Genomic DNA, 25890 nt, shown 5'->3' with positions numbered 1-25890 from the left:
TGTCAGCTTGATGACACCGATCCTCTGTACATGCGAAAACTAAGTGCCCGGTGATCAAAGGCTGTACGAGACTCGGGCCCATGCACGGTTACTGATCTCCCTGGTCTAAAGCGCGGTCACCATGGTGGGTGATCGAGCATGGGATTCGGGGTTTTCATTCACCGCACGGATTCGATCTATGACGACATCTGGCGAGCAATATCGTTTCAAGAGCAATTGGGAACTCAACAAAACCAGAACCCTAACGCATCAGATAGACGCAAGTATCCGACTCACGCCGCATGCCTATTGCGAGGTGTCTGCGTATTGAATGACGCTCTGATTACGAACACTTTCGGTCAATTCATCGACACGAGACAGAAGCCCCTGTAGCAACGGTGACGAATTCGCCTCATTGTATCCGAGCGTGAGCTCGACCGTAGGAGGCACACCATCGAGCGCCCTCGCGACGACATTTGGGCTCAAGATATTCTGCGCATATAGCGGGACCAGTGTCACTCCGCCCGTCGAGGCGACAAGCGACATTGCCGACGAAATGTTTTCACCTTCATATCTTGCCTTGAGAGCGATCCCCGCTTTCGACGCATAGTCGAGTATTACGTCCTGAAGGACTGGTGAGGTCCGCGCTGAGCTGACATAGACCTCGGATGCAAGATCCTTGGGCGAGATCTTCTTGCGTGACGCCAGCCGGTGACCTGCTGGCAGCACTGCGATCAATGGTTCTTCGGTAAGCAGCTTAAACTTGAGGCCCATGCTATGTTGTTCGCGGCGAAGAAATGCGACATCCAATTTCCCTCGCACCAGCGCAACAGCGAGCTCCGGAGACGACAGGCTGCACAAGGTGACTTCGATGTCCGGTGTGTCCTCTCGCAGGATGCGCAATAAATGAGGAAGCCATGTAACCTCCAAACCTACGAGGAAACCTATTGAGAGCGAGGGTCTCTGCGGCTCAGCCGCGCGACGGGCTCCATCGACAGCTGCCTCTACCTGTAGGAGCGCGAAGCGTACGTGATCAAGGAAAACACGTCCCGCCGGCGTGAGCGAGACACCCCGGGCTTGCCGGTCAAACAGCTGTGCACCAACCTCGAGTTCCAGGTCTCGGATTTGCCGACTTAACGAGGGCTGGGACGTATTGAGCCGACGTTGGGCTGCTGTCAACAAACTGCCCTCTTCAGCCACTGCAACGAAATAACGCAAATGCCGAAGCTCCATCGTGCCCTCGCTATACCTTTCAAGCATAGGCGGAGCCTACAAGGTCTTTGTCACGCCGCAAAGAAGAACCTACGGTCCAGCTGCAAATAGCGGGCAGCCCGAAGGAGCGGATCGATGCCAACGATTACAACGAAGGATGGCGTAAACATTTTCTACAAGGATTGGGGATCAGGTCAGCCGATCGTTTTCAGCCACGGCTGGCCGCTGACAGCGGACGACTGGGATGTCCAGATGATGTTTTTCCTTCATCATGGATATAGGGTGATCGCACATGACCGCCGCGGCCACGGCCGGTCCGATCAGCCGAGCACCGGAAACGATATGGACACATGGGTTGCAGACCTTGCGGCGCTAACGGAACATCTCGACTTGCATGAAGCGATCCATATCGGTCACTCGACAGGCGGGGGCGAGGTTGCTCGTTATGTAGCTCGTCACCAGGAACGTGTCGCCAAAGCGGTACTGGTCGCATCATTGACGCCAAACATGTACCGGAGCGAGGAAAACCCGACGGGCCAGGCGCCGGAATGGTTCGAAGCGATCAGGGCAGGCGTATTGGGCAACCGGTCGCAATTCTACCGTTTCGTCGCTGAGAATCCGTTCTACGGCTATAAACTCGATGGTACCAAACCCTCGGAAGCCGTCATTGCGAACTGGTGGCGCCAGAGCATGGCTGGCGGCGCTCTTGCCCATTACGCGACAGTCGACTCCTGGCTCGAAGACTATTCCGAGGATCTTAAAAAGATCACCGTGCCGGTGCTGGTGATGCATGGCGAGGCTGATGAGGTCGTCCCGTTCGCGAGTTCAGTGCCGCGCGCCGTCAACCTGCTCAAGAACGGCTCGCTAAAAACCTATCCAGGCTACCCCCACGGCATGCTAACCACGCATGCGGATGTTCTCAACCCCGACCTGCTCTCGTTCATCAGGTCCCAATAATGGCCCGAGGCCAGAAGGGCTTATGTCGAGCTTCAGCCGTTGACGACGCCACCTCCATCTCGTCATCGGGCTCCGGCGTGCGACGGTTCATCGGGTGGCAGGCGACCTGGGGTATGAATCGACGACGGCCTTCATCGTCGTGTTCAAGAAGGCGCTAGGTATCACGCCTGCCGCGACCATGCCAGTCGATTTTTGGGTGCCGACAGCGTCTAAGGCCCTTGGCCTATTCGAAGATCAAGTGCAAAAATGCAAGGAGCTGGGCAGGTTCTACGCAACTCAGGAAGTATTCCTTGATTGGGGGGCCTGTTCTTGCCCAGCGAATGCCGTTCGACCTTGCTTGGTCGAATCCAACGCTTGGACTATCTGCAGACTTCACGCCCTGAGGTAAGCCAAGAAGATATAGAAATGCGCGTGGGTGACCTGTACGCCTTGAAGGCGCACAGCATTGGCGACGAGAAGATTTTCGCCTATATTCCGTCGAAAGATGGAGGCTGACGTGCCTAGCATAGCAAACGAGAACAGTGAGCGTATGAGTTTGAGGGTGGCTGCCACGGCCAAGGCTAAACTCGTGCGTGCTGCGGCGCTTCGTAATACCGATCTGAGGGATTTCGTGACGCAATCCGCCCTGCGAGAAGCAGAGGCTGTGATCGAGGAAGCCGAGACGATAAAAGTGTCGAAGCGCGATCATGTTTGCATCCTTGAGCTTCTGGAAAATCCGCCTAAACCTAACGCCAAGCTGCGCGCGGCGATTGCCGGTTTGCCTGGCAACCGATGGCTTTACCTCATGGCATGGGAACCGATCGCTAAGTCACAGGGTCGGGCAGTCTTCGATTGCGGCGACCGTCAGATGAACGAGTTTCTGCTCCGTTTTGCCCGACAGAGCCACGGACAGAATGCCTCAAAAACCTTCTGTGCTACCGACGATTCGGTGCCGACAATATTCTTACATTCTATACGATCGCGCCTTCGGCAGTCGAGCATGCGGCTGTGCCTGATGCACTGACACGCGGTCTTGCGAGCCATGGTGTGCTGGCTTCAGACTTGCTCGAGTTGGCTACCGATCGCGCGGTTGCTGGACAGGGACTGAGAGGCCGGGTTCTTCCCCCCGCAGCGCTTTGCTGCCCGTGTCTTACAGGAGAGGGCGGGGGCTTCCATTGATCATCTTGAGGATGAGCTATACCACCAGGGAACATATAAGGAGCCGGCGCCCGCGGAGGCCCGGCTAGAGAGGAAAAGGCCGAAGCGGCCTTCATCAGCCATTCCGGCGAAATGAACGACCCGATTGCCGAGTTCAGGACTGCTCAGCCGTCATTCTGTTCAAAACGAAATGCCACCTCACAAGCCGCGAACCGAGGTGGATGAGCCGGCGACCTCGGAGTAATGCTCGCAATCTGGCTCTGACCACCATGATCAAACCCTCTCAAGGTGGTTCGAGCTTGCATTAGGAGGTGATGCAACGCTTCTCGCGAAGGGTATAATCAAAATAGCTACGACAGTAATCAGGGCAATCATTGCCCAAGCTTCGTTGAGCGCTTCGACCGTCGCGGCGGTTTGAACGAGCGGATCGAGCGTTGATGTCGCCTGTTCGTCAAAGGACCCGTTATGGCCCGCTATCATGGCGGTCGGTACGCCGACGAATTGCGCAACTGAGAGATTTCCTTTCTCCAGACCGTTCCAGATCTTCTGACCGAGCAGTTCCGATCGGGTGTAAATTACGGTGTCTATCAGCGCGATACCGATCGCGCCGCCAAGGTTGCGCATGAGGTTGAATAGTCCGCTGGCGTCTGGGACGTGGTCCGCTGAAAGGTTGCCGAGTGCTAGCCTGGTGGGGGGTAAAAGGCAGAACATGATGGAGACTCCTCTCACCACCTGAGGCCAGAACATCGCATCGAAGTCCGATGTCGGATCCTGAAATGCGCTCGCACCTATTCCGACGGCAAAGAGGGTGAAGCCTGCAGCGGAAAGCAGCCTCGGATCCATTCGTTTTTCCAGGGCGACTGCGATTGGGGCGGTGAAAAGCTGCGCAATACCGGTTACCAGCATCGTCATACCGATTTCCAGAGAATTGTGTCCCCTGACAAAGGCAAGAAAGACAGGCATCAGATACACGGACCCAAACAGTCCGATGCCGAGCACGAAGCTCAGCGCCGAACCGATTAAAAAGTTTCGATCCTCAAAATTCCGTAGCTCTACCAAGGGAGAGGCAATGCGGAGCGACCGCCAGATAAAAAACGCGGCAGAAATCGAAGCGACAACAAACAGCCCGCCGCTGGTTAATGAGAGCCATCCACTGGTAGGCGCTTCCTTCAATCCGATTTCCAGACAGATCAGCGCTGTAGCCATGGAAGCCAGTCCCGGAGCGTCAAACCCTTTTATTGGCGCAACGGAGGTGCGCTCGCGGGGAAGCGATCTGGCAGCTACACCGGCAGCGAGGATGCCGGGGATGACGTTGATCAAGAAAAGCCAGTGCCAGGAATAGCTTTCAGTCAGCCAGCCCCCGACGATCGGCCCGACCGTTGGTGCAAGCACCGCCAGCACGCCGGCGATTGTCGTCGCCAGCGCCTGCCGATTGTCCGGGAAGAGCAGGAACACCGCGGAGAACACGGACGGGATCAGCGTGCCGCCTGCAAAGCCCTGGAGGACCCGCCACGCGACGAGTTGGCCAAAGCTGATGCTCGCCGCACATCCTGCCGAGGCGATCACGAAAACCGCCAGCGAGACCACAAACAACCAGCGCATGGTCAGAACCCGTGTCAGAAAGCCGGTCAGAGGGATCGCGATGACCTCCGCAATGAGATAGGCCGTCTGGATCCAGCTCATCTGATCCGGATCAATATCGAGCGCAGACTGGATGGACGGCAAAGAGGTCGCCACGACCTGCACGTCCAGGATAGCCATGAACATGCCCACGCACATGGCGATAAAACCTGCCCAGACCAAGCGCGGACGAGCTTTGATGGGATCAGCGTTAGACTGCATCGGCACGCGGCAACCCTCTGAGGGCGGCATTTTCCGCCTTGATACGGATGGTCAGAACGATGACATTGGCGACCGAAAATACCAATGCGTAAAGTGGCATGCCGAAACATAAAGGCAGGACCGCGATTTCCCCGATCACGACGACGTAGTTAGGGTGTCGCAGGAAGCGATAGGGGCCCGCGGATACGAGTTGTTCTCCGGGTACGACGATGATGCGTGTCGTCCACCGCCGGCCAAGCGTCGCAAGTGTCCAGCACCGGAGGATTTGGAGAAAAGCAAAGACGCTCAACCAAGCGAGGGATACTTGCTCATCCCACGCAAGCATCCACAATCCGACAAGCCAGAGCCCATGCAGAAGGACGATCATTGGGTAATGCTCGCCTGCGACCTCGCTGGCGCCCTTCGCCAACAGCCGCCTCGTATTGCGCTTCGCCAACCATAGTTCACCAAGCCGCTCAAACGTGACCGCCGCTAGCAGAAGGATGGAAACGATCATGCGGCCGCCTTTAAAGATACGCAGCTTGCCGTAAAGCCGGGTCCCATAGCTGTCAGTATAGTGCGAGCGGGAAGTCCCGCGGCAATCAAGCGTTCGAGGACAAATAGGGCCGTCGGTGCGGACATGTTGCCGTAGTCAGACAACACTTCTCGTTCGTGATTGAGTGTTCCCTGACGCAGTTCAAGGGCGGATTCGAAAGCGTCGATCACCTTGGCGCCGCCGGGATGGCAGGCGAACCGATCGATGTCCGACAGTGATAGACCTGATTGAGCTAGGATAGCGCTGATTGCCGGTTTAATGTTAGCCTCGGCGAAGGGCGGGATGGCCCGGTCGAAGATGACGCCCAGGCCCTCAGGGTCGACGCTCCATCCCATGATGTCGAGCGTGTCGGGCCAGCTATGCTGGCCACTCATCTCGACCTCGGCGATACCGTCACGGGCAGCGCTGATGACGCAGGCTGCGGCGCCATCACCGAATAGTGCGGTCGCCACGATATTGGCCTTGGTCAACTTATCCATCCGAAAAGCGAGTGTGCAGGTCTCTACGGCCACCATCAGCACGACGCAGCCCGGCTTTGAAGACGCCAGCTGCGACGCAATAGCTAAACCGGACACCCCGCCCGCACAGCCCAACCCAAATACCGGCACCCTCACTACATTGTTACGAAAACCGAGCCTGGTGCTGACGCGAGCATCGAGACTGGGTGTGGCAATACCGGTCGATGAGACTGTTACGACAAAATCGACCTGCGATGCGGCCAGGTTCGCGGCCTCCAAGGCCTTGCCGGCCGAGTCGAAGAAGAGCTCGCTGGCACCCTCGATGTAGGCGGCGTTTCTGTCCTGCCAGCCGGACGTTTTCAGATACCAATCTATCGGCCGAACTCCGTAGCGGCGTTTGATCCCGGCGCTCTCGAACACTTTCGAAAGCCGATCGAAGTCGCCGAAGCGTGAGGCAAAAGCTCCATGTGAGGCGACAGCGGCGTCGTGCTGGTCGATGACATATGGAGGAACGGCTGTTCCGATGGATATCAGCTTGACGGTTTCAGACATGAAGGCTTTCAAAAATTTGAGTACGAAAGCCCACGCCAACACGGGTCGAGCCACGATTTAGAACGTATCTGAGGAAGACTTAGTTTCGTGGCGGTCCCATCATTTCAAAATTCAGATGTCAGAAACATCGGACCTACACGCGAAAAGAAGCAGGGCGTAGCGCGGAGGAGGACTAACCCTCGGAGCACTATTGGGAAGCGCGCGTCCAAGTCTCAGTCTTGCACAGGACACTCGTTGCACAGCCTTGAAGTTTCAACCTGTCGCCCGAGACTGCCAGTTTGCCGCTGTAGGTTGCGTTGTTTCGCGGGTCAGTAAGTCGACCCTTGTACGAATCGCCATCGGGCTGAAACGACCCCAGCTTTTGACCGGCATATTTGCCCGATTTGGCGACGATGCAGTATTGAGAGCCGCAACGATCGATGACGGAGAGTTCGCCATTCTGCGTTTTCCAGCTGCCCACTATTGGATCGGCGCCCATTGCCGCACCGGAAAGAGCTAAAGATACGGCTGCGACCGTAAACGCGCGAAACATAATACGCTCCTTGTTGTCGACCAACCAAGTATGTAGCAGCAACGAGCCAAGGCAAGGCCGGAGTGTCAGGCCTGGTAACAGGTCGACAGAAGATATGAGGGTTGCGCTGATCGGGATAGCGCACGGCTTCGCGAACTGGTCAGCGAAACCGTTCGGTGCTGGTTGGAAAATTGATGACTTTGCAACGGCTGAACTTGGCCCGGTTGGCGCTTGGCGATCACGATTAGGATTTACTCCTCCTCGATCACGGCCTTCCAGGAGCCCCCTGGCGAAAGGTATTGCCTGAACATCGCCGCCTCGAAGGCAACCAGCATCAGGATCAGAGGTAGCAGATCACGAGAATGGGGACGCCAGCTTGTTGGACACCCAGCAGTCCAGGGGATAAGCGGCCCCCACTGAGAATGGTCCGTTCTTCGATTGGTCGATCAATTCCGGTTCGAAAGTCGACAGGAGAGCAATTGTTTTGAGGCTATGCGCGACGGCAATCGGGTTCCCGGGTGCGGTACTTGGGTACGGTATCATACATGCGGCTTTTTTCATGTTTTAACCCGCGTCGGCTATCATTCTGGGTCGTACCCATCGTGCTGGAACATTAAATGCCCCACCTGAAGCCTTCTCTCCCGTTCAAGATCATCTTCGCTACCCTGTTCGCAGCGATCATTATCGGCACCGTATACGGGACCATGATGTACGCCGTGGTGCAGTCGGATCGGTCGACCGTTGAGCGGCAAGACAGCCTGCTTGCGCTTGTCGTCGGCAAGATGCAGGAGTCGATCGCGCATGACCAAGAGAGCGCCACCGTCTGGGACGACGCTGTCACGCATGTTGCTGCGGGTGATCGAGATTGGATGGCTGCCAATCTCGGGCGGTGGATGAACAGCTACTTCGGTCACGACGCCGCATTCGTGTTGGGTCCGACAGACCAGCTGGCGTATGGGTACTCGGCAACGGAGGCGAACGACCAAGTTGCTTTCGCCTTCGTCGCCGCCGATGCGCTTAAACTGGTGAAGAAGCTGCGAAAGCGGCTGGCGGACGGGGATACTGCCGGAGTGTCAGACAAAAGTCTGACCATTGGCGAAAGCGACATTGTCAAGATCCGCGACCGGCCTGCGATATTGAGCGTCAAGCCTATAGTTTCGGACAGTGGGGAGATTGCTGTCGATGAACAGCATCAGTTTGTTCATATCGCTTTGCGCTATCTTGACGGTGATTTCGCCCATACGCTGGCGTCCGAATACCTCTTCAACGATCTCCGATTTGAATGGAAGAAAGACGGGCAGGCGGGGCGAAGTGTATTTCCTTTAGCCTCACGATCGGGTCAGGTCTTTGGCTACTTCAGCTGGGTGCCTTTCCGGCCTGGCACTGAAGTGCTGCGGGCAACAGAGCCCGTCCTCGCCGTAGGCGGGCTTCTCGTGCTGGCTGCCATGTCGGCTTTTGTATTGCTTCTTCAAGGGAGGTCCAGTCGGCTGCGAGAAAGCCAAAGCCGTCTGCAGCATCTCGCTCATCACGATGTGCTGAGTGGCTTGCCGAACCGAGCTGCCTTCAATGCCGCCGTGGAAGAAACCTTGGCGAAGTCTCAGGCGGCGGTCCTTTTTGTTGATCTCGACCGCTTCAAGAATGTCAACGATACGCTCGGTCATCCCGTCGGCGATAAATTAATCGCTGAGGTGGGCAGCCGATTGCGTTCTGCTGCAGGCACTGGCGTCTTGGTGGCCCGTATCGGGGGTGACGAATTTACGATCATAATCCCCGACCCCAAGATGAACCTCGTCGAGAAGTTGGCCGAGAACATCGTCGCTGCGATACGCAGTCCGTTCGAAATCGATGGGCAACCGATCCTTATCGGTGCAAGTATCGGCATTGCCGTGTCATCAAGCGGCTCAGATGCTCAGGACCTCGTCCGACGGGCTGATATCGCGCTCTATCACGCCAAGGAAGCAGGCAGAAACCAGTTTGCGATTTTCGGGCAACACATGGACGACCTGATACGAACACGTCGAGACCTTGAGCGCGATCTTAGAACTGCCTTGCAGACCGGTGATGAAATCGCCGTACACTATCAGCCAATTTACGCTTCCAACGCCCGATTGATCGGCGTGGAAGCTTTAACAAGGTGGCGTCATCCTACCAGAGGTCTTGTCCAACCCGAAACATTCATTTCCATTGCGGAAGAGGCGGGTCTGATCGACAGGTTGGGCGAAATTGTCATGAGCACCGCGCTAACCGATGCAAAAAAATGGCCAGAGCTGATCGTGGCCGTCAATGCCTCTCCGGTAGAGCTTCGATCAGAAACCTACGCCCTGAGGGTGATCGGCTTGCTGGACAAGTTCGATTTCGACCCGCGCCAACTGGAAATCGAAATCACCGAGAGTGCCGTTCTGGAAAATGAAGAGGCGTGTCGCCGAAACATTCGGGCTCTTCGAGAGATTGGGGTCCAGTTCGCGCTTGATGATTTCGGCACAGGCTTCTCGTCGTTCGGACGCTTGCAAAAGCTGGATGTCGATCGGATCAAGATAGATCGCTGCTTCGTGGGCGAATACGGCAAGCCGGGCAGCAATGCTGGCATTGTCCAGGCCATGATTGAGCTAGCTCATGCCGGTGGAATGAGAGCAACGGCCGAGGGCGTCGAGACCCCTGAACAGCAGGCTTGGCTCATCGACGCCGGGTGCGACGAACTCCAAGGATTTTTCCTTTCACGGCCCGTCGTGGCATCCGAAATCGAACGTTTGAGATCGGGCGCTTTTCGTGAGGGCGGAGCAGCAGCAAGTTGATAGACGATAATCCAGCTCCGGTGAAGAATAGCTTCCCGCAGTGGCTTCAAGTGAGTTCAGACAATCTCCAGCGGAGGACCTACGGTTGGCCCTTGGCCGGCTTTCCTACGGCGGGGCAGCCGCGATCTACAGTTTTCCGCCAATCTGGCGGTTGCGCCGCGATGGATAGAACTGATCAAAAGAGGTCCGCCCGCTGCGCACCGCGCTCTCTTGCATTTTGCAAGATTGTCTGCCAGCTATCGCCGCCGTAAGAGCGCGATCCCCATCTATGAGCCGGATCTCCCCCTCATGAAGTCGTTATCACGCCTATCGACCTCCTGACCTGGCCAGCTGCATTAACCACGGCCCGCCGGATGCCTGGGCCGCCGGGTCATAATCAACAGGCTGACGGGCAAAAAGCGCGACGCCAGCGGCGTGCCCGGGATCATCGAGCTGACCTTCCTGCTCCAGTCTGGTTCCGACCGCATCGGCACCCTGGATTTCCAGGCGTCCACCCAATACGTCCCCCGCTTTGCTGCTCCTTGGGCGATCATGGACGCGGCCGCTCTTATCGAACAGGGCGTGCCCCTGACCGCGGCACTTGATCAGGCTCTTGATCACAGTAGATTAGTTGGCGGCGTGCTGGGGCTTGCCCTTTCGCTTGGTCGACGCGAACTCCTCTAGTTGCTTCTCGGACATGGATTCGACCATGTTCTTCGATGCGCCCTTAAGCTTGCTCTTTGGCGTGTCGCCGCGTTTTGCAGACAAGGCAGCTCCGGCGGCCTTTTGTTGTGCCTTTGACTTTGCTGGCATGACAGTTCTCCTTTCCAACAAAACTCCACGGCGCTCCCGGTAGTTCCATGGTCCTTTGTCTCTCCCACCACAGAGAGGAGGTGACTGGCCATCTCGCAAGGTCAGGTTGGGTGATCACTGGCCCAGAAGCAGGTGGATCCGGACCGATCACTTCCGATCGCCGCGCCAAGGAGAGTTCTCGGCCGCGCCCGGAACTTCACCACGCCGCCGTGGGGATCATTCCGGGTTTCTAAATGGATCATCCAGCAGTTTGATCACGACACCCTGCACTGCAGCGGCATCCGCGGCAGGCGCAAAGGCTTGCCCAGCCTGCTGTTGCTGCGGTCAATCGCAGACCGCTTCCGCCTCGATTTCGACCTCATAGTCTCCGATGAGGCCTCCGGCCTCGATAAGCGTATTGGCGGGCAGAATGGCTGCAAAGGCGCGGCCGTGGGCCCGGGAAACCGGTTCCCACTTATCTGCGTCACGCAGATAGATGCGCGTGCGGATCACGTCTTCCATGCGGCCGCCAAGCGCGGAGATCGATGCCGCGATCTTGTCAAGAATGTAAGTGGCTTGCGCACCTGCATTGCCCGGCGCGACGCAGCGGTTTGCACCATGAGTCGCGGTGGTGCCGGAGACGACAATACGGTTGCCGATCCGCACGGCGCGGCTATAGCCGGCGATCGGCTCCCAAACGCTGCCGGACGAGACACGCAGCCGGCCCGGACGACCAGGAACGGGCTGAGCACTGTAGACAGAGGCAATGGCACCGAGATGGTGGCTGAGATCGCCGGAGGCGGTAAGGAAAGGCGGCTTGCGATATTCATCTCCGCAGTCGCCAGGAATGGGCTGCGTCCTGGCGAAGGCGGCACTCAATGCAGCGTGATCCTCGGCGTCGAGCGCGAAGGAGAAGACGTTCAGGTTGTCGCCGCGATGCTCGTTTTCGCCGATGCGCGCGCCGACGATTGTGGCCGCAACCGACTGATGTTCCAGAACCCAGCGGCTCGCGACGTTGGAGATCGAAACACCATGTTTGGCCGCAATGGTTGAAGCAGCGCTCAGGATGCCCTGAAAGGGGCCCCATCCGCCGGCGGTATCGATGAAGCGCTTATATTTCGAGCGGCTCCAGTCCGCGACCGATACCGGCTCGGGCTTGCCCAGCCACTTTTCAGAGAGAAAGCCGCCGCACAGCGTCCCATAGGCGAGAAGCTTGACGCCGCTTTCGGCACACAGCGTCGAGAGCGCACCCGCAGCCCGGCGGTCGACCAGCGAAAACGAAACCTGGTTGCTGGCGATCTCGATGCCATCGGCAATCGCCAGCGCCAGATGTCCGGCGTCGAAGTTGGTGACGCCGAGCGCGCCGATCAACCCTTCCTCGCGCAGTCTCTGCATCTCGTGCAGGGCATCGAGCCATGCCGGATGCTCGAAGCTCCACCAATGAAATTGCAGGAGATCGACCTTGGCGACACCAAGCCGCGTCAGCCGCTCCTCGACGCCGCGACGCACGACCTCAGCCGACATCGGTCCCGGCTCCGGGCACCATTTGGTAAAGGCGGCCGGCCGCTGACCAATCTGATAGCGCGACAGCAGTCGCCCGGCGATGAGCTCGGCCGAACCGTAGTGGTCTGCCATGTCGAACGTGTCAAAGCCGTCGCGCGCATAGGCCTGCAATATGTCGGCGCCGCTGTCCGGGTCTATCACTGTGCCGTTCTTTTCGATGTCGGCCACCTGCCAGAGACCGCAGACGATGCGGCTGATGGAAAGGTCCTTGGTGAGGGCAACGCGTGGGGGCTTGGTGGACATGATGTTATTTCCCAAAGATCTGGTGGCGCTTGCCTCGAAGCGAGGCCAGCGCGTTGGAAGCGCCGAGAATGCCGCGGGGGCGCAGGAGAAGGATGAGGCAAAGCCCGACGCCGATCATGACGATCTGCAGCGACGACGCACGCGCCTGCTGTTCGGGCGGCACGAAGGCTGAGACGCCGGCTGCCGACAACGCCCATAAACCCCAGACCACCACCGCACCAAGGATGGCGCCGCGATTGTTGCCGGAGCCACCGACGATCAGCATGGCCCAGACCTGGAAGGTCAGGATCGGGAGATAGTTGTCGGGCGCGATGAAGCCGATGAAATGTCCCTGCGCGGCACCCGCCAACCCCATAATGGCCCCGCCGATGGTAAAGGCCTGCAGGCGAAAGTGGGTCGGTCGCTTGCCGAGCGCTTGTGCTGCGCTTTCATCTTCGCGGATGGCGCGTAAAACACGGCCCCAGGGGCTGTTGGCAAGATGCTGAAGGCCAATATAGAGCCCGAGCACCACGGCCGCCATCAGAGCAAGATTGGAAAGCGAAAATGCTAGCGGACTGCCGGCGAGGCCTGCGAAGGGACGCGGAATGAAGCCGATGCCGAAAGCGCCGCCGGTCAGCGGCTCCAGGTTGAGAACGCAAAGCTGCACGGTGACCGCAACGCCGAAGGTGGCAATGGCGAGATAATCGGATCGCAACCGTATGGTCAAAGCGCCGACCAGCCAAGCGGCCATTCCCGCAAACAGAGCGCCGCCAAGCCAGCCGATGGCGATAGGGAGGCCGAAGCCGCCGAAGCGGCCGGGTGCATCCGGGGTTGTCAAAAGTGCCGAAACGTAGGCGCCGATCGCGACGAAAGCGGCGACACCGACGTTGAAGAGGCCGGTCTGGCCCCACTGCACGTTGAGCCCAAGGCACATGATGGCATAGGTCAGTGCCATGGTGAGGAAGAAGGCGGCGTAGGAGATCAGATCAAGGCTCATGCCGCCCTCCCGAATAGGCCCCGCGGGCGAAGAAGCAGAACCGCCACCAGAATGACGAAAGAGACGGCGGCTCGCCACTCTGCGCCGACGATCTGCACGGCCGCTGCCTCTGATAGGCCGACGATCATCCCAGCGATCATCGCGCCGGGGACGCTGCCGATGCCGCCAAGGATCGCCGCAGCAAAGAGCGGCAGCAGCAGGTCGTGGCCGAGATAGGGGCGGATTTGCACCAAGAGGCCGGTCATGATGCCGGCAATGCAGGCAAGGGCGGCACCGACGAACCAGACGACGCGGATCACGCGCCTGACGTCGACGCCGGCGATGCCCGCCAAGGCCGGGTTTTCGCTGACGGCGCGCATCGAGCGGCCGATATCGGTCCGTGTCATCAGCAGGTGGACGGCGACAACCGCCACCGCCGAAAGGGCGAGCGACAAGAGCTGATCAGGTGTCGCCCGCAGCCCGGCGCCGATTTTCACGGCGATCTGCAGCGTTTTGGTGTAATAGGCGGGTTTGGACGTGAAGATGAATTCGAGGAGGCTTCGCAGCGCAAGTGAGGCGCCGAAACTCGCCATCACCAGGATGATGATTGCACCGCCGCGCGCGCGCAGGCGCCCGAACAGCGCTCTATCCACTCCGAGCGCCAGCAACCCGGTCAGCAGGATCGCGACGGCGGCTGCGATCGGCAGCGACCAGCCGAAGGAGAAGGGTCCGATTGGCTTCGTCAATGACGTCGACACGAGCCCGAGGCCGCCGCTGACGGCGAGGGCCAGGTAGGCGCCCCAGGACAGCATTTCGCCATGCGCAAAGTTGGCAAAGCGCAGGATTGAATAGGTCAGCGTCACGCCAATGGCGCCAAGGCCGATCATGGCGCCGGCAATCAGGCCATCCATCAGAAATTGCGGGTTCATGATGCTTTCGGCGCCTCATTGGTGGTGCCGAGATAGAGCTTTGCGATCAGCGGGTCGCCGAGCAGCATAGAGGCCTCGCCCTCGTGCCTGATCCTGCCTTCGACAAGAATGACGGCGCGGCCGGCTATCGCCAGCGCCGCCTTGACGTTCTGCTCAACGAGGATGACGGTAACGCCGCTGGCGTTGATCTTCTTCAGCATCGAGAACACCTCGCCGACAATCTTCGGCGAAAGACCGGCGGACGGTTCATCGAGGATGAGCACGGAGGGATCGACGATCAGCGCGCGGGCAACCGCCAGCATCTGCCGCTGTCCGCCAGACAACGTCCCGGCGAGGCGCGACGGCTTGCTGGCGAGATCGGGAAAGCGACCATAGAGTGCTGCTATCCTGTCGGCTCGCTCCTTTTTTGGCAGGACGGCTGCGGCAAGCTGCAGGTTCTCGTGAATGGTCATCGTCGCGAAAATGTTTTCTGTCTGCGGCACGAAGGCCAGGCCTTCGCCGATCTTGCGGTGGGGCGCGACGTTGGTGATGTCCCGCTCTCCGAGTGTGACGCTTCCCGAGTGGATGGGAACCACGCCAGCGACCGCCTTGACGAAGGTCGACTTGCCGGCTCCGTTTGGCCCGAGCAGCACCAGCAGTTCTCCCGGCGCCACCGAGAGATCGACGCCGCGCACGATCGGCAGGTCAGGCTCGTACCCGGCGATGAGGGCACGGGTTTGAAGTGCTGGTGCGGTCATGCCGCCGCTCCGAGATAGGCTTCGATGACATCGGGGTTGGAGGCGACGGCGGCAGGTGTGCCCTCGGCAAGCGGCTTTCCGAGCGCCATGGCGACGACACGCGAACACAGCCGCGATACCATATCCATATTGTGCTCGATCAGCAGGATCGACTTGCCTTGCGCATTGAGCTCCAGCACGCGTTCGATGATCGTTTCCAGGAGTGCCGGGTTGACGCCGGCGGCCGGTTCATCGAGCAGGATCGCCTGCGGATCGGCCATCAGGATGCGCGCGAGTTCGAGCAGCTTGCGCTGTCCGCCCGACAGCACCTTGGCCGGCTGTTTTTCGAGACCCGACAAGGTGACGAACTCCAAGAGCGCGCGCGCCTTGTCGACCGCCAGACGTTCCTGCCGCCTGACATGACCAAAGCGCAGGAAGTTGGCAAACAGCCGTTCGCCGTCCTGCGCCTGTGCGCCGACGAGCACATTCTCCAGCACGGTCATCTCGGGAAAGGGTTTCGGAATCTGGAAGGTGCGGCCGACGCCGCGGCCGATCCTCTGTTCCGGGTTTTCCTTCGAAACCTCACGGCCGCCGATCCAGATTTCGCCCGATGTCGGCCTCAGGCTGCCGGCGATCAGATTGAAGAGCGTGGTCTTGCCGGCTCCATTCGGGCCGATAAGCCCGAGCATCTCGCCTTCAGCCAGCCTAAGCGACATGCCGGAGACGGCGACGTTGCCCTGGAACGACTTGATCAGAGCGCGCGCGTCAATCACCGCTTCAGCGGATTTTGCCATTTTCGATCGGGCGTCTGGCACTGGCAAAGGCATGGAAGTAAGAAGTCTCTTGATTTGATTGGTGATGTTTGATCAAACTTTACTGCATGATGAAAAGCAACCCAAAAAAACGCAGTCGTCTGGGGCCGGCGGGATGGTAGTCTCATCTGCGCGGGTCCAAGCCGGCCGGTCAACCGATGGTGGCCACGATCGCGACGATCAGTTGTCGCCGGTTGGGCGCGAAACGCTGCACGACAGGGTCTACGCACAATTGCGCAATTCGCTGATCAACGGCATGTTCGATGCAGGCGATGTTCTGCGCATCGTCGATCTGGCCGAACGCCTGCAGACCAGCACAATGCCGGTGCGCGAGGCGCTTGGCCGGCTGGTGTCCGAGCAGGCGCTGGAACCGCTTCCGAACCGATCGGTACGGGTGCCGCTGATCACGCGCGAGCGTCTTGATGATCTTGCCCGCGCCCGGATCCTGATCGAGGGCCAGATGGTTGCGCTGGCACTGCCCAGGTTGACGGATAACGATTTTGCCGTCCTGAGGCAGATCAATGTCGATTGCGATCTGGCTTTCGAGGAGCACGGCAAGGATATCGGCCATGTGACCTCGGCGCTGAACCAGCGGTTTCATTTCCATATCTATCATGCGGCGCGCTCGCAGGTGCTGATCCCAATCGTTGAAAGCCTTTGGCTGCAATCGGGTGCGATCATCCGCAAGGCCGCCCATATTCACGACGAACAGGGCGGACTTGCCGCTACCAATCATCATTGGGCGCTGATCGAGGCGCTTGAAAAACGCGACACCGAGGGGGCGATGCGGTCGCTGTCGAACGACATCGGCCGTTCCTTCGATCTCATTCGCGGGCGCCTGGATGGCGGCACTGAAGCCACCGCGTCGGGAGACATCGATGGCTGAGCTCAAAGACGACGGCTTCGACCTCTTTGATCTCAGGGTCGACGTGATCATTCCGGAGGGCGGCGCCGTCTATTGCGGCGCCAAGCCCGGCGATCATTTCGAGCTCAGGGGCGAGATGCTGCACCTGCCGGACGGGCAGGGGATATCGATCTACTCGCTCTCTTCGGTGCTGCCGCTGCTCGCGGCCAAGCAGCGTGCGACGGATCGCAACGACTGGATGACGACGGACGCCGACATCGCTTGCCCTGATCCCAACTGCTCGACACGGCTCAGGATCACCCGCACGGGTTTGCGCCGTTTCAGCCATGCCGCCACCACGGCGGTTCCCTTGACCGACGAATAGGCACAACGACATGCAGCGCATCGCCATCGCCCCCGATTATGAAATCTCCCGCGTCATTCGCGGCGGCTGGCAGCTGGCGGGCGGGCATGGCGCAATCGATGGCGACAGTGCCGTCGAGGACATGATCGCCTTTGCCGATGCCGGCATCACCACGTTCGACTGCGCCGACATCTATACCGGCGTCGAAGAGCTGATCGGCCGCTTCCGCGTTAGCTATGGGAACCTGCGCGGGCAAGAGGCGCTGTCGCGTATTCGCGTCCACACCAAGTTCGTGCCGGATCTTGCCATGCTGCCAAGGATCAGCAAGGCTTATGTCGAGGGCGTCATCGACACCTCGCGCAAACGGCTCAACCTCGATTGCCTCGACCTCGTTCAGTTCCACTGGTGGGCCTGTGATATCGAGGGCTGGTTGCAAACAGCAGGCTGGCTGAAGGAACTGCACGAGGCCGGCAAGATCGGCAAGATCAGTGGCACGAACTTCGACACCGAACACGTTCATGAGATTATTGGCTCTGGCGTGCCCTTCACCTCGCTTCAGTTGCAATACTCGCTGCTCGACCGGCGTCCGGAAAAGCGCATGGTGGCTCTTTCTCAGGAGAAGAGTTTCGCCTTGCTTTGCTATGGCACGGTGGCCGGCGGCTTCCTCGGTGATCGATGGCTCGGCCAAAGCGAGCCGGAGCACCCGCTCGAAAACCGATCGCTCACGAAATACAAGCTTATCATCGATGATTTCGGGGGATGGGATTTGTTCCAGGCCCTGCTTTCAACGTTGCGCCGCATTGCCGACCGGCACGGCACCGATATCGCGACCATCGCGAGCGCCGCCATGCTGACCAAGCCCGGGGTCGCGGCCGTGATCGTCGGCGCTCGCAACAGGGATCACTTGCGTTCAAATCTCGCCATAGCCGATACCGCGCTCAGCCAAGGCGATATGGCCGAAATCGATGCGATCCTCGCGCAATCAAAACCGATCGAGGGCGACGTCTATGCGTTGGAGCGGGACAGGGAAGGCCGCCACGGCAGCATCATGAAGTACAATCTCAACAAAGGGGAACAAAAATGAGAACGACAGTCCTGCTTTCCGCCATGGTCGCGGCGCTTGCTGCGTCCACGGTGCCGACATTTGCCGCCGACTGCGACATTACCGTCGGCCTGGTCATGGAGCTGACCGGTCCGGCCGGTGAATATGGCCAGGCGGGTGCAAAATCCGTCGAGATGGCTTTCCGTGACTTCAACGATGCCGGTGGCATCAATGGTTGTAAGATTGTAGCGGACACCCGCGACAGCCAGAGCCAGGGCAACGTTGCCGTTGATCAAGCCACACAGCTCGTCAATATCAAGAAGGTTCCCGTCATCATCGGTGGCATCATCTCCTCGGTCTCGATTCCAATCCTGACATCGGTGACGGCGCCGGCCGGCGTCGTGCAGGTATCGCCCGCATCCTCGTCACCGACGCTGACCGAGCTCGGCCGTAGCGGCAAGACGAACGGCGTGTTTTTCCGCACCATCACCTCGGATGCTCTGCAAGGTACGGCGGCCGCAAAGTTTGCCATGGATCAGGGCTTGAAGAGGATCGCCATCATCAACGTCAACAACGATTTCGGCGTAAACATGGTCAAGGAGTTTGCCACGGCCTATCAAAAGCTCGGTGGCACGATAACCTCGACTACGCCCTATAACGAGAAGCAATCGAGCTACACCTCGGAAGCCAGCGCTGCTATGGCCGGCGACCCCGACGCACTCTATCTCGTCAGTACGCCTGTGGATGGAGCCACCATTGCTCGCGCCTGGGTTTCCGGCGGCGGCAAGCAGACATTCCTGCTAAACGACGGCATGAACTCCAAGGACTTCATCGAGAGCGTCGGCGCTCAGTATCTGGAGAACGCCTATGGCACCTCCTCCGGCACCAGTCCGACGGCGTCCACGGAATATTTCAACGGCAACTATGAAGCCTTCTCCGGCGGCATCTCGCCTTCTGCTCCGGCTGCCGACCGCTCCTACGATGCCGGTGCGATCGTCGCACTCGCCATTGCCAAGGCGGGCAAAGCGGATGCCGCCGCCATCAAGGCTGCGATGCCGGAAGTGGTGGCCGATGGCGGTACGCCGATCCATGCGGGAAAGGAAGAATTTGCCAAGGCCCTGCAGCTCATCAAGGAGGGCAAACCTGTGAAGTATGAGGGGGTCATCGGTCCAGTCAGCTTCGACCCGTACGGTGATATTACCGGTCCTTTTCGTCTCTGGAAGATCAGCAATGGTGAAGTGACGACCGTCGGCGAGCTGAGCGCCGAAGAGGTCAACAAGATCAAGACTGCGAAATAGGCGAAAGGGCTCGGGACCCAAACCCGAGCCTTGCTACCTGTTGCTGGGTTCGCAGCCTTTCGCTTGACGCCCGGATACTCGTGAGCCTGGAAGGTCAAAGCTGCGTTGCAAAACAGCGTCCTACTCTAGGACTGGATCGTTCCGCCATCCATCGTCCAGGCAGGCCGGCAGCTTCCACGATCGCTCCAGGCGGACCGAATGACGGGCTTCACAGGACCTAGACGCCCGGCTCTCCATAACGAATATTGTGACGGAGGGCGCTGGCGCTGCCATCGGGGTAGCCGGCCGCAATCGCTTGCGCTGTTAGTAGACCAGTCTCGTCCGTATTGTTCCTGGTATCGCGCGCAGCGCATGGAGGATCTCGTCCGCCGTCTTGGAAGCGCCTTCGGCTTCGATGACGACATAGCCGGTATCACCGTGGGTTTGCAGAAACTCGGCGACGATGTTCAACCCGCGCGAGGCAAAGATCTCATTCAGCTGGATAAGGATCCCGGGGCGATTTTCGTGAACGTGCATGAAGCGGGTGCCATTTGGGCGCTCGGGTAACTGAACCTGCGGGAAGTTTACAGCACCCATGGTCGAACCGATATCGGAATACTCGACCAGCTTCCTCGACACTTCGCCGCCGATGCGCTCCTGGGCCTCCTCGGTCGAGCCGCCGATATGCGGCGTGAGAATGACATTACTGAGACCCTGCAGGGGTGTTTCGAAACGCTCACTGTTGGATGCCGGCTCCCTGGGAAAAACGTCGATGGCGGCACCCGCAAGATGACCGTCCTTGAGAACCCTTGCGAGTGCCTCGAGATCGACCACGGTTCCCCGCGAGTTATTGATGAAGATTGCGCCTTTCTTCATGCGACGCAGTTCCGGTTCGGAAATCATGTTGTTGGTCGATGCGGTCTCAGGGACATGCATCGTCACATAGTCAGAGATCTCAAGCAGTTCGCCGAGTGAAGCCATCGATTCCGAGTTTCCGCGACGCAGCCGGTCTGAAAGGTCGAAATAGCGTACGACCATTCCCATGCTCTCGGCCAGGGCGCTCAGTTGCGAACCAATGTTGCCGTAGCCGACGATGCCGAGGGTCTTTCCACGGACCTCGCGGCTGCCGACAGCCGATTTCTCCCAGCCGCCCTGATGCGCGGACGCTGAACGCGGGAAGATCTGCCGGGTCAACATGATGATTTCGCCAATGACGAGCTCTGCGACCGAGCGGGTATTTGAATAGGGCGCGTTGAATACCGGGATCCCGCGCCGGCGAGCAGCTTCAAGATCGACCTGGTTCGTACCGACAGAAAAGCAGCCAACGGCGATGAGTTTCTTGGCGGCGTCAAAAATCTTTTCGGTCAGCTGCGTGCGAGACCGGATGCCGATGATGTGGGCCTCGGCGATATGTCTTTTGAGCTCGGCATCGTCGAGTGCCTTGGGCAAATGAACAAGGTTCGTGTAGCCGCTGGTCGAAAAATAATCCACGGCGCTCTGGCTGATGCCCTCAAGGAGAAGGACGGAGATTCGGTCGCGCGGAAGGGAAAGGTGTGGTGTCATGTGGGTTTCACTTTGTTAGCCAGGCCGGGTCGAAATCCAGTCCCATCATGGGCTTTCCAGCACAGACGTTATCTGTATCACCTGAACGGGTTTTCTGCATCCGCCCGGTGTTTGCTGGTATCGAGCTGTCATCGGGCTTCGCTCAAACATTGACAGCTGTCAAGGTTTGCCCAGGCCTTCGTCGTCCTGGTTCTCACGGCCCTCGTTGGGATCATAAAGTCATGCGCTGGGCGAACGGCTGGTCCCTACTCGACCTAAGGTCGAACCCTGACGAAGCACAAGCCACCATGGGAAGCGTTCGATCAGCTCTTATCCTTGAAGGGGGACCAACCAATAACCGGAGCCGTCCTGGGGCTTCGACATGCCCGGCCATATGCCCAGGGCGCTGTCGCCGCATTCGAAACGTTGATCGATAAGGTCGTGAACAGGCAACCGCTGGAGCTCGAACATTTCAGGAGCCGCTTCGGCGGGGCAGGCCGTTGCTATCCGCCGAGCTGGGCGCAGCTCGACCATTGGGAAACGTGTAGGCGCCAGGAAGCATCCTGAGTTTGACGATGAGAATTTTTGGCTGTCCCTTGATATTGGCGATCTGCCTGTCGCTCCTCATGTGGGGCGGCATTATTTCCGGCGCGGTCTGGATGTTGAGCGACGGAACCGACTACGGATTCACTGCCGGCACAAAGTGATATGACCGTTGTCCACTGCACTTGCGGTGCCCGTGGGAGCGAGGTCGTCCTCCTGATGGAAGCGGTACCCGGTGCATTTCATCAGGAAGCCACCCAATCAGCCGACGGCAAGTGCCTGGACAGCATTGACACCGTCAAATTGGTCTAAGATCGCTCCGATTTCGAACTCCAGCGCCGCCAACTGGAGGCTTGTCGTGGTGGATAACATGCAAAGGTGCATAAGTTCCCGTGAAGATGTTCGCCACCCCGCCAGCCCTGCATGCTATTCGTAAAACGACGGGAGCCGGAGAGTTTGATTACTCCCCGGCTCCGTGAGGCCAACTTGGCTTCGGTTAGCGGCAAACCTTGGTCGTCCGCGAAACTCGCTCGCCATCCCGATAGGTTACAACTCGTTTCGTGAAGCAACCCGCCGGGTGTCGACGATAATCTTCCCGTACCAGCCGTGCTCTCCGATTATTATCCCAGCCACGGTGGTGGCCACGTTCCCAGCCGCGATGCAGTCGAGGACCGTCATCAGTGCGAATGACGACGGTGTCAGCATAAGAAGCTGCCGGGACCGCAATAATGGACGAGAAAGCGACAGCGACAGCAAGAATAATTTTCTTCATGGGGCCTTACCTCAAGTGTTCAGACCGCAATAAAATGATTGTCAGGTTTTTAGGTTCCACAAGAAATCTCATATAAGACTTCAGTCTGAGCAGGCGTCAGACCATTGGCGGACCTTCGATTGAGCGAATGGCGCTCCTGTTTCCTTTTGCTGATTTGCAATGTTTCGAACCACTTGCGGCGATCCCAGTTCCCGCGTGATGATGAGCGTCAACGGAACTGCGATATGGGCTTTTTGTAGCAGGCGTTTGCAAAGCCGGCTGACACGGCCATGCCCATAAGTTTGCATCCGACCGTGCCATCATCATCTGTGCGCGGTTTCTTCAGCCAATGAAACCCGATGCATCAGTGCAGCGGGCCCCGCAAGAACTCGCGGCGTTCGCGCGCTGCTCCTGTGATTTCCGCAGCTTTGGCTCGAGCATCGGCCAACGGCTTAGGGACCCAGTAAGCTGCCACCTTTGCTGCGGGCCAGCTTCGCACAGACTTCAAGATGATGAACAAAGGGGCGCCTCATTCAATCCTCTAATGTGACTTCCCAGCACATGGCTAATATATCAGGAATGAAGCCTTTGGCGTGATGCGTCCGTGACAGTCATTCACCGGACTAGCCCACCGCCGCAGCCCTTTGTCCCTTCCGACCGTGAAGGTGACGTACACTTCGCGATCCTCGATAAGTCATATGCCGATTGATCAGGAGATAGAGATGCTGGAAATGCTCGCAGGAAAACGCGGGCCCGAGTCAAACTTCTGTTCGCGGCTCTGCTTTCGGCGGGGTAGATCGACGCCGACCATGGGCTTACGGAGCGTGGCTTGGCCGCATTGGAGGATGACGAACCGACGGGCAAGGAGACTAAAGGCCGTAACGAAGGGCGCTTCGCCGCCATCATTCGGCGTATCAGATGTGATCCGCGAGAAGTGGGTTTTGACACGGTAAACAATCAAGAATATTTCACGAGCATGACGCATCGTGGCAGACCAAAAATGGATCTGGAACAGCTTATGGTCCGGCTTTTCGCCGGTCAGAAGGAGCGCATCGACGCCGCCGTCGGAACGAACAGGCGCTCGGAATTCATCAGAAAGACCATCGAGGCAGAATTGCAGCGGCTCGAAGCTCGCCGGCAGGATGCGAAACCTCGTCAGCGTACAACCATCAAATAACGTGATAGAAAATGGCCCCCAGCTTTACCAATTTGCCGATCGAACAGCTCACGGAGTATTGCCAGTTCATCTCTGCGATTAGGTCGCACAAAATTCGAAGCATCAGGTGAAAGTTCGATCGAGAGAACATGAGCAATGACACCAAAATTACCCTGCTCCGGCATAAGATGAAGCTTTCGCAGATCTGGATAGAGCAAATTGATCTCGGCGTTTTGTCCGGTGATAGCGACCTTCGCAGCCTATACAAACATCATTTCGTCCATCTCAAGAAACCTCAGTTGTAGGAGGCGTTCCATGACCGACGTCGTTAAGGTCCCATCCATTTATGATCGCGATCACAACGATTGCTGCGTTGTAAAGCACCCGTATCCGGATCTGCACGCTGAATGGCTTGCGGTTTACAATGAGAGAACCGGCAAGTTCAAGTTGGACGACAAGGGCAAGGTCCGGCGGTATTCGCAACAATTATTGTCCTCCGCTGGCTTTGACGCTGCGGATGATAGCGCCTGGTTCCGCGAGATGCCGCACCTGGCTCATATTAAAAAATACGCGCCGTTGTCAGCAAATGGGGATGAGGCATGATCGGCACCATCATTCTTCTCGAAAGCTGCAGCCACGCTGCATAAGGCCGATTCAGCGGCGCTGAAGTCGGAAAGCCAGATTGATTCCTTGTAGACCAATCCAACGGTAACGAGGCAAACGGCGGTCTCGCATGAAAAAGCTGACATGGCCGGGGAACGCCGCCGATGCGTTGGACTACCCCATCCTTTTGGCGCTCCCGTCCAGGATGATGATGATAAGGGCGCTCTTTTCAGCCGCTCGGCTCTAGACCGGCTTCCACCGCCCCAATCAGCGAACCAAAAGACCCGCTGGCGTGTGCCAGCGGGTCTCAAGCTGATGGGTATCAGGGGAGGCGGTTGGTCTGAAAGCCGCCATCCAGATTCAACCACGATGCCGAGATATCGTCCAGCCTGGGGGCGGCTCGATCATCCGAGTGGTTACCAATTTCTACCGACGCCACCGCCTGATCGTCCCTTTTGGCCGTATGTGAATAATAGGCAACGTTGGGATCAAGGGCGGGTTATGAGCCTCGGTTGGGAAGTGCCGTCTTGCCGACGACGCCACCTGCGGTGAAACTCAACGTTGCTGACCTCATGGCCTGAATATCTTCTCTCGATGGCAAACGCGCTGACGCAGCGTGTCCCGGATAGCGCTATCAACGCTGCCTTGTCCTTCCATGCCTCGCAGCGATGAAAGATGATCGTGAACACGCGCCGATCGCTCGGAAGCTTTGCCTCCTGCGGCTCAATAGGAACGTGCGCTTGCGTTCCCAATCTCCTTATGAAGAGGCAAGTTATAATATTACCAGGCTGTCAACCGCGGAAGAGACTACCGAAACCGGTATCCGGATCGACGTCACGAATTTGAGATTGGACATTGGCCGTTCCCACGATAAGAGCTTCAGGCGACCAGCTCTTTGGATCGGTGGTGGTCATTTCACAAACTTACTCGGCAACCTCATGACGTTCCGACTTCTGCCTCTTACAATTGCGCTGACGCTCGTCGCGGTCGGGAGTATGTCGTTCTCGAGCCGGGCGGCACTCGGGATCGTGCTCAAGACTTGCGAGGTCAGCTACGAGCTGTCGGGAGGAGCGTTTCCCTGTCTTAAGGTAGTGGAGGGGAAGGTGCCGCTGTCCTCATACGCCGTCCTGCGTGAGCCGACGGCTGGCGAGCGCACAATCTTCACACCGCTTTCGGCGCTAAGCGCTATAGAGGACCCGCGGCTTTTGGATCCTGCCACTCCCAATTACTTCGCTATGGCGTGGCAAGAGAGATCGCTTGGCATTCCCGCAACGCGGCAGGCTTGGGACGACGCGGCACTGGCGATCAATGCCGCAATCTTCCGCACACAAGACCATCTGCACATTCATATCGGATGTGTGAAGCCACGCGTAAAAAACGCTCTCGCCAGGTCGACCATTAGCGCCGTGCGGTTCGAGCGCCTGAAGCTGAAGCTGGAAGGACAGCTCTACTGGGCACTTTTCGTTCCCGGCGACGGACTAGCTAGCGTCAATCCGGTTCAGGTCGTCGCAAGCGAGATCCCGGGGGCGGCGCGCAACATGAAGGGTGTGACAATCGGAGTTATCGGCGGTGAACACCCCGATGGCACAAGGGGCATCTACATCCTAGCCAATGTCATGACTTCGTTGCCTCGCCATCCTGCGGCGGCGGAAGATCTCGTCGACCCAAAGTGCAGTTAAGTGGGCTACTCGCGCTGGTGAACACGGCCGAGTGCCGATTTCGATGAAGCCGCAGCTTTGTTCCGAGATGATCGCGCCCTTTGATTCCGTGAGGACCGCGCTCCTTTTCCAGGAGGTCTGCAGGT

21 protein-coding genes and 3 pseudogenes are annotated in these 25890 nt (G+C 58.5%); 12 read left to right on the top strand and 12 right to left on the bottom strand.

Features of this window, described 5'->3' with window-relative positions; translation table 11 throughout:
* Positions 1-285 precede the first annotated feature (285 nt).
* On the bottom strand, positions 286-1212 hold the full coding sequence (locus F2982_RS30485) for a LysR family transcriptional regulator (protein WP_203431291.1): 927 nt from the start codon (positions 1210-1212) through the stop codon (positions 286-288).
* 114 nt (positions 1213-1326) lie between these two features.
* On the opposite strand from F2982_RS30485, the gene F2982_RS30480 reads away from it, so the two are divergent.
* From F2982_RS30480 to F2982_RS30475, 3 genes and pseudogenes are all read left to right on the top strand, one after another.
* A complete protein-coding gene (locus tag F2982_RS30480; RefSeq protein ID WP_130279645.1) occupies positions 1327-2148 on the top strand; it encodes an alpha/beta hydrolase in 822 nt (273 codons plus the stop codon).
* 16 nt (positions 2149-2164) lie between these two features.
* A pseudogene (locus F2982_RS31935) lies at positions 2165-2317 on the top strand (AraC family transcriptional regulator); the annotation flags it as partial.
* A 315-nt stretch (positions 2318-2632) separates the two neighbouring features.
* Positions 2633-2911 (top strand): annotated as a pseudogene (locus F2982_RS30475) (DUF1778 domain-containing protein); the annotation flags it as partial.
* A gap of 647 nt (positions 2912-3558) precedes the next feature.
* Here F2982_RS30475 and F2982_RS30465 read toward each other — a convergent pair.
* The 4 genes from F2982_RS30465 to F2982_RS30450 form a co-directional block, all read right to left on the bottom strand.
* Positions 3559-5127, bottom strand: a complete 1569-nt coding sequence (locus F2982_RS30465; RefSeq protein WP_203431639.1) for a DHA2 family efflux MFS transporter permease subunit — start codon at positions 5125-5127, stop codon at positions 3559-3561.
* The gene (locus tag F2982_RS30460) at positions 5117-5623 is read right to left on the bottom strand and encodes an isoprenylcysteine carboxylmethyltransferase family protein (RefSeq protein ID WP_203431290.1); all 507 of its coding nucleotides are present in this window, start codon (positions 5621-5623) and stop codon (positions 5117-5119) included. Before F2982_RS30460 ends, F2982_RS30465 begins: the two co-directional genes overlap by 11 nt.
* Positions 5620-6672, bottom strand: coding sequence for a type III polyketide synthase (locus F2982_RS30455; protein ID WP_203431289.1), 1053 nt, complete (start codon positions 6670-6672; stop codon positions 5620-5622). The genes F2982_RS30460 and F2982_RS30455 overlap by 4 nt, the downstream gene beginning before the upstream one ends.
* Before the next feature lie 187 nt (positions 6673-6859).
* Positions 6860-7204, bottom strand: coding sequence for a DUF2147 domain-containing protein (locus F2982_RS30450; protein WP_148195277.1), 345 nt, complete (start codon positions 7202-7204; stop codon positions 6860-6862).
* 596 nt (positions 7205-7800) lie between these two features.
* Between F2982_RS30450 and F2982_RS30445 the strand changes: the two genes are divergently transcribed.
* Positions 7801-9975 (top strand): EAL domain-containing protein, encoded by a 2175-nt coding sequence (locus F2982_RS30445; RefSeq protein ID WP_203431288.1) that lies wholly within the window; start codon positions 7801-7803, stop codon positions 9973-9975.
* Between the two features lie 231 nt (positions 9976-10206).
* Positions 10207-10593: pseudogene (locus F2982_RS32250) on the top strand (type II toxin-antitoxin system HipA family toxin); the annotation flags it as partial.
* On the opposite strand, the gene F2982_RS30440 reads toward F2982_RS32250, so the two are convergent.
* The 6 genes from F2982_RS30440 to F2982_RS30415 form a co-directional block, all read right to left on the bottom strand.
* Positions 10582-10767 (bottom strand): DUF3008 family protein, encoded by a 186-nt coding sequence (locus tag F2982_RS30440; protein ID WP_203431287.1) that lies wholly within the window; start codon positions 10765-10767, stop codon positions 10582-10584. The pseudogene F2982_RS32250 and the gene F2982_RS30440 overlap by 12 nt on opposite strands.
* A 324-nt stretch (positions 10768-11091) precedes the next feature.
* Positions 11092-12552, bottom strand: coding sequence for an aldo/keto reductase (locus F2982_RS30435; RefSeq protein ID WP_203431286.1), 1461 nt, complete (start codon positions 12550-12552; stop codon positions 11092-11094).
* A gap of 4 nt (positions 12553-12556) precedes the next feature.
* Positions 12557-13528 (bottom strand): branched-chain amino acid ABC transporter permease, encoded by a 972-nt coding sequence (locus tag F2982_RS30430; protein WP_199629780.1) that lies wholly within the window; start codon positions 13526-13528, stop codon positions 12557-12559.
* Positions 13525-14436 (bottom strand): branched-chain amino acid ABC transporter permease, encoded by a 912-nt coding sequence (locus tag F2982_RS30425; RefSeq protein WP_199629779.1) that lies wholly within the window; start codon positions 14434-14436, stop codon positions 13525-13527. Before F2982_RS30425 ends, F2982_RS30430 begins: the two co-directional genes overlap by 4 nt.
* Positions 14433-15173 carry an ABC transporter ATP-binding protein gene (locus tag F2982_RS30420; protein ID WP_148195235.1) on the bottom strand — a complete coding sequence of 247 codons (741 nt, stop codon included), beginning with the start codon at positions 15171-15173 and terminating at the stop codon, positions 14433-14435. Before F2982_RS30420 ends, F2982_RS30425 begins: the two co-directional genes overlap by 4 nt.
* Positions 15170-15946: an ABC transporter ATP-binding protein gene (locus tag F2982_RS30415; protein WP_246777687.1), complete on the bottom strand. Its 777-nt coding sequence runs from the start codon at positions 15944-15946 to the stop codon at positions 15170-15172. The genes F2982_RS30420 and F2982_RS30415 overlap by 4 nt, the downstream gene beginning before the upstream one ends.
* Positions 15947-16004: 58 nt before the next feature.
* Between F2982_RS30415 and F2982_RS30410 the strand changes: the two genes are divergently transcribed.
* From F2982_RS30410 to F2982_RS30395, 4 genes are read left to right on the top strand one after another with little or no spacing between them, the layout of a single operon-like run.
* Complete coding sequence (locus tag F2982_RS30410) at positions 16005-16850, top strand: GntR family transcriptional regulator (protein ID WP_246777686.1); 846 nt, start codon at positions 16005-16007, stop codon at positions 16848-16850.
* Positions 16843-17193 carry a TIGR04076 family protein gene (locus F2982_RS30405; RefSeq protein WP_130279634.1) on the top strand — a complete coding sequence of 117 codons (351 nt, stop codon included), beginning with the start codon at positions 16843-16845 and terminating at the stop codon, positions 17191-17193. The genes F2982_RS30410 and F2982_RS30405 overlap by 8 nt, the downstream gene beginning before the upstream one ends.
* A 10-nt stretch (positions 17194-17203) precedes the next feature.
* Positions 17204-18256 (top strand): aldo/keto reductase, encoded by a 1053-nt coding sequence (locus F2982_RS30400; protein WP_203431284.1) that lies wholly within the window; start codon positions 17204-17206, stop codon positions 18254-18256.
* The gene (locus tag F2982_RS30395; protein WP_203431283.1) at positions 18253-19512 is read left to right on the top strand and encodes an ABC transporter substrate-binding protein; all 1260 of its coding nucleotides are present in this window, start codon (positions 18253-18255) and stop codon (positions 19510-19512) included. The genes F2982_RS30400 and F2982_RS30395 overlap by 4 nt, the downstream gene beginning before the upstream one ends.
* A gap of 303 nt (positions 19513-19815) precedes the next feature.
* On the opposite strand, the gene serA is transcribed toward F2982_RS30395, so the two are convergent.
* The gene (gene serA / locus F2982_RS30390) at positions 19816-21054 is read right to left on the bottom strand and encodes a phosphoglycerate dehydrogenase (RefSeq protein WP_203431282.1); all 1239 of its coding nucleotides are present in this window, start codon (positions 21052-21054) and stop codon (positions 19816-19818) included.
* A gap of 2102 nt (positions 21055-23156) precedes the next feature.
* Here serA and F2982_RS31925 point away from each other — a divergent pair.
* The 3 genes from F2982_RS31925 (at position 23157) to F2982_RS30375 (ending at position 25765) form a co-directional block, all read left to right on the top strand.
* Positions 23157-23504: a hypothetical protein gene (locus F2982_RS31925; protein WP_246777685.1), complete on the top strand. Its 348-nt coding sequence runs from the start codon at positions 23157-23159 to the stop codon at positions 23502-23504.
* A 294-nt stretch (positions 23505-23798) separates the two neighbouring features.
* Positions 23799-24086 (top strand): hypothetical protein, encoded by a 288-nt coding sequence (locus tag F2982_RS30380; RefSeq protein WP_199629773.1) that lies wholly within the window; start codon positions 23799-23801, stop codon positions 24084-24086.
* Between the two features lie 740 nt (positions 24087-24826).
* Entirely contained in the window at positions 24827-25765 is a 939-nt protein-coding gene (locus F2982_RS30375; RefSeq protein ID WP_203431281.1) for a CDP-diacylglycerol diphosphatase, read from the top strand.
* Positions 25766-25890 lie beyond the last annotated feature (125 nt).

The organism is Rhizobium sp. BG4 (assembly GCF_016864575.1).
Lineage (GTDB): Bacteria > Pseudomonadota > Alphaproteobacteria > Rhizobiales > Rhizobiaceae > Rhizobium.
This window is presented reverse-complemented; position numbering and strand designations above follow the sequence as displayed.